Raw genomic sequence first — 3,983 nt, 5'->3', positions numbered from 1 at the left:
GAATACATCGGCGAGATCGCCGATCACGAGAAGGCCGAATTCCTGTCGGGCGCGCATGCGCTGCTGTTTCCGATCGACTGGCCGGAGCCGTTCGGCCTGGTGATGATCGAGGCGATGTCGTGCGGCACGCCGGTGATCGCGTTCAACCGCGGCGCGGTGCCCGAAGTGGTGGACGAGGGCGTGTCGGGGTTCATCGTCGAGGATGAAATCAGTGCGGTGGCCGCCGTGAACCGGCTGCACCTGCTGCCGCGGGCGCGCGTGCGGCAGCGCTTCGAGGAGCGCTTCACGTCGCGCCGGATGGCGCAGCAGTACGTCGATGTGTACCAGTCGGTGATCCGCGCGCAGAAGCGCTCGCGCTTCAAGGTGATCGATTCGACGACCTGATCGTCCCGATGCAGAAGGGCGGCGGATAAAAAAACGGCGATGCCCGCAAGGACATCGCCGTTTGCGCATGGTCCGCGCGCAGCGCGCGCGGGCAGTGCGTCAACGTCAGATCTTGAGCTTCGTGACCTTCGTGCCGTTGATCGATACGTCGCCCATCAGGCCGGCGTTGGTCAGCACGACGACCTGGATCGGCGCGGTGGCCGTGTTGGAGTCGACCGCGCCGTTCGCGCCCATCTTCACGAGTGCGACCGATGCGCCGGCGCCGGCGGCCCAGCCGTCCGAGCCGCGGAATTCGTCGAGCGCCTGCTGCGTCATGAACAGGAACACGATCGCCTTCGACTGCGCACCGGCCTGCAGGCCGACCGACAGTGACGACGTGTTGTAGTAGCCGACCGTGCTGCCGCCGACGCGCAGCGCGCCGTTGCCCGACTGGCCGCCGACGATGAAGCCGGCCTGGAGCACTTCGGGGAAGACCAGCACGCCGCGCGATTTCGCGACGAGCTCGCGCGAACCCTTGACGGTGGAGTACATGCGAGACAGCGTGGCGTCGACGCTCGCGTCGATCGACTGACGCTTCGACGCGTTGGTCGCGGCGTTGTCCGGCTTGTCCGGCGTGGTGGTGCAACCGGTGAGCGCGAGGCTACCGACGATGAGCGCAGCGGCGGCTTTCAGCACAAGATTCCGTTTTTGCATCGTTGTTCTCCATCGGATGATGTTCGGAGTGAGTCTCGCTCAGGGAGCGGATCACGTCGGCAGTTATATCACAGCGGATCAGGGGCTCTTTTCGTTGGCGCGTGAAAAAGCGTCAAATCGCGCAAGGGTGTCGCGGCGCGCCAACGGATGAAATGTCGCGCACGCGCCAGGCGCGCGTGGCGCGTGGCCGGCGTGCGGGGAACGCGGCGCTCGAGCAGCGGGCGGCGGCGCCTGCGGCGTGCGCCGGTGTCAGTGTGTGACGGGGGGAACGGGCGGCTTGATCGGCGGGCGGCGCAGCGCGCGGCGGATCAGCGCGATCACGACGCCGCATGCGAACAGGAACGCGGCCGGAACGACCCAGTAGCCGACGAACGCATGCCACAGATAGCCGGCGAGCGTATTGCGGCGCACCACGTATTCGTCGCGGGCCGCCTGCTGGCGCGGCGCGTTGGCGGCGAGCACGTCGGCCGGGCAGCCGGTCGCGCGCGCTTCGTCAGGATTCCCGTGGCACTTCGCGGCGGCGCCGGCGGCCTGTTGCGCGTCGGTGAGCTGCCAGGTGGTCAGCGCGAGTTGCAGGTCCGCCTTGTTGTAGGCCATTTCCTCGCGGATCTCGCGCACGGCGATGATCGCGACGGGCACCGCCCAGAACACGATCACGATCAGCCAGCGGCGGAACCAGCGGTGTTGTCTCCATGCCATCCAAGCCTCCGTTTGACGCGCGTGCGCGTCCGTCTCGAGGGCGGCCCGATGGCGCTTCTTGGTCTTGGGTGGGCCGCGTTGCAGCCATCATAGAAGAAAACGCGGCGAATTGCCGCACCATGTGGCGGCACCGGAGCGGCGGGCCGGAAAAACGGGGCGGGAAAAGGCGGGCATGCGGGCGGGCATGCGGCTGGCAGGCGCGTGTCGATGCGCGTGCAACGAAAACGAAAATGCCGCGCCCGCCGAAGCGGGGCGCGGCATTCGAGGCGGGAGCGCCGAACTCAGGCGGCCGGCTGGTTGCTCAGGCAGCTCTTCATGAACGCCTTGCGATCGTCACCCTTCTTGCCGGTGGCCTGCGTGTTGCACGCCTTCATCTTTTCCTGCTGCGTCATCGCCTTCGCGGGCTTCGCCGACAGGCAGTCCTTCATGAACGCCTTGCGTTCGTCGCCCGTCTTGCCGGCTGCCTGGGTGTTACAGGCCTTCATCTTGTCCTGCTGGCTGTTCGCCGCGAATGCGGGGGAAGCCAGCATGCCGCCGAGAAGCACTGCGGCTACGAGCGATTGGATTTTCATTTCGACACTCCCATGGGGTGAATTGCGTTTTATATCGACGCCGTCACGAAGCCCGGCGCGACGTGAACAGGGTCGCATCGCGCCGCGCGCTCCGATTATGGCAAATCAATGTGAAAACACCAAAACGGCATTTCTATAACGCAGTGGGCGGCATGGCCGTTGACGGCGTGCACGCGCCGGCGATCGGGACAAACCATGACACGGGGTCGCGCCGCGCGCGTTCGAGCCGGACCTACCGGACGCCGGCCGCGAGCCATTACAATCGCGGCCATGAATACACCGAACACCGCATCCCCTTCGTCCGCGCCGGCGCTGCCGCGCATCGCCGTACTCGCCACCGGCGGCACGATCGCCGGCGCCGCGCCCGACGCGGCCAGCACGGCCGGCTACCAGGCCGGCGCGCTCGGCGTCAATTTCCTGGTCGACGCCGTACCGGCGCTTGCGTCGGTCGCGCGCATCGACGCGGAGCAGGTCGCCAGCATCGACAGCAAGGATCTCGCGCTGCCGCTGTGGAACACGCTCGCCGCGCGGATCGACGCGCTGATGGCCGACCCGGCGATCGACGGCATCGTGATCACCCACGGCACCGATACGCTCGAGGAAACCGCGTATGCACTGCATCTGGTCGTCCGGGGCGACAAGCCGGTCGTGCTGACGGCCGCGATGCGGCCGGCGACCGCGCTGTCGTCCGACGGCCCGCTGAACCTGCTGAACGCGGTGACGGTGGCCGCCCATCCGGCCGCGCGCGGGCAAGGCGTGCTGGTCGCGTTCAACAACCGGATCCACGGCGCGCGCGACGTCGTGAAGACGAGCACCTATGCGGTCGACGCGTTCCAGTCGCCGGAGCTCGGCGCACTCGGCTGGGTGCAGGACGGCCGCGTCGAATTCGCCCGCCGTGTCACGCGCACGCGCGACACGCAGCTGGCGATCGCGCCGACCTGGCCGCCGGTCGAAGTCGTCGCGAGCTATGCGGGCGTGACGCGCACGGCCGTCGATGCGCTCGTCGCGGCCGGCGTGCGCGGCCTCGTCGTCGCGGGCACCGGCAACGGATCGATCCATGCGACGCTGCAGACGGCGCTCGCCGATGCGGTGAACGCGGGCGTGGCGGTGGTGCGTGCGTCGCGCGTCGGTTCGGGGCACGTGATGCGCAACGGCGCCGCGAGCGACGATGCGCTCGGGTTCGTGAGCGCGGGCTCGCTGCACCCGTTCAAGGCGCGCGTGCTGCTGATGCTCGCGCTCGCGAACGGCATTCGCGAGCGCGACGCATTGCAACGCGCATTCGACACGCTGTGACCGATGGCGCGCCGCTCGGGCGGCGCGTAGAAGGCATAAAAAAATGGCAGGCCAATGGCCTGCCATTTTTGCGTCAGTGCTGCGCGAATGCTCAGGACTGCGGCGGAATCACGAGCTTCTGGCCCGGGTAGATCCGGTCCGGGCTCGACAGCATCGGCTTGTTCGCTTCGAAGATCACCGGATACTTGTTCGCATCGCCGTACACTTCCTTGGCGATCGCCGACAGCGTGTCGCCCGGCTTCACGTCGTGGTACTGCACTTCCGGATCGTCCGGCTGCAGATCGTCATCGTTGACGCCCGCGACATCGTATAACTTCGTATAATGTATGCTATACGAAGTTA

6 protein-coding genes are annotated in these 3,983 nt (G+C 67.4%); 2 read left to right on the top strand and 4 right to left on the bottom strand.

Features of this window, described 5'->3' with window-relative positions; genetic code table 11:
* Nucleotides 1-384, top strand: a 384-nt coding sequence (locus JMF90_RS27415) for a glycosyltransferase (protein WP_201325665.1), incomplete at its 5' end; no start/stop codon positions are given.
* A 105-nt stretch (nucleotides 385-489) separates the two neighbouring features.
* Here JMF90_RS27415 and JMF90_RS27410 read toward each other — a convergent pair.
* The 3 genes from JMF90_RS27410 to JMF90_RS27400 all read right to left on the bottom strand — a co-directional run bounded on the left by JMF90_RS27410 (nucleotide 490) and on the right by JMF90_RS27400 (nucleotide 2,348).
* Nucleotides 490-1,077: a YSC84-related protein gene (locus JMF90_RS27410; protein WP_006478613.1), complete on the bottom strand. Its 588-nt coding sequence runs from the start codon at nucleotides 1,075-1,077 to the stop codon at nucleotides 490-492.
* Between the two features lie 249 nt (nucleotides 1,078-1,326).
* On the bottom strand, nucleotides 1,327-1,776 hold the full coding sequence (locus JMF90_RS27405; protein WP_011549640.1) for a membrane protein: 450 nt from the start codon (nucleotides 1,774-1,776) through the stop codon (nucleotides 1,327-1,329).
* A 281-nt stretch (nucleotides 1,777-2,057) separates the two neighbouring features.
* On the bottom strand, nucleotides 2,058-2,348 hold the full coding sequence (locus tag JMF90_RS27400; RefSeq protein ID WP_011549641.1) for a PsiF family protein: 291 nt from the start codon (nucleotides 2,346-2,348) through the stop codon (nucleotides 2,058-2,060).
* A 270-nt stretch (nucleotides 2,349-2,618) separates the two neighbouring features.
* On the opposite strand from JMF90_RS27400, the gene JMF90_RS27395 reads away from it, so the two are divergent.
* A complete protein-coding gene (locus JMF90_RS27395) occupies nucleotides 2,619-3,641 on the top strand; it encodes an asparaginase (protein WP_041489546.1) in 1,023 nt (340 codons plus the stop codon).
* A 91-nt stretch (nucleotides 3,642-3,732) separates the two neighbouring features.
* On the opposite strand, the gene JMF90_RS27390 is transcribed toward JMF90_RS27395, so the two are convergent.
* On the bottom strand, nucleotides 3,733-3,983 hold a 251-nt coding region (locus JMF90_RS27390), incomplete at its 5' end, for a LysM peptidoglycan-binding domain-containing protein (protein WP_201325664.1).

Source organism: Burkholderia sp. E168m23 (assembly GCF_016586125.1).
GTDB classification, from domain to species: Bacteria; Pseudomonadota; Gammaproteobacteria; order Burkholderiales; family Burkholderiaceae; genus Burkholderia; species Burkholderia orbicola.
Note: the sequence above shows the minus strand (reverse complement) of the source record. Positions and strands in the feature narration are given on the sequence as shown.

Bases quoted from the DNA above. Each gene is read 5' to 3' on its own strand.
- JMF90_RS27395 (WP_041489546.1), top strand. From the start codon at position 2,619: ATGAATACACCGAACACCGCATCCCCTTCGTCCGCGCCGGCGCTGCCG.
- JMF90_RS27400 (WP_011549641.1), bottom strand. From the start codon at position 2,348: ATGAAAATCCAATCGCTCGTAGCCGCAGTGCTTCTCGGCGGCATGCTG.
- JMF90_RS27405 (WP_011549640.1), bottom strand. From the start codon at position 1,776: ATGGCATGGAGACAACACCGCTGGTTCCGCCGCTGGCTGATCGTGATC.
- JMF90_RS27410 (WP_006478613.1), bottom strand. From the start codon at position 1,077: ATGCAAAAACGGAATCTTGTGCTGAAAGCCGCCGCTGCGCTCATCGTC.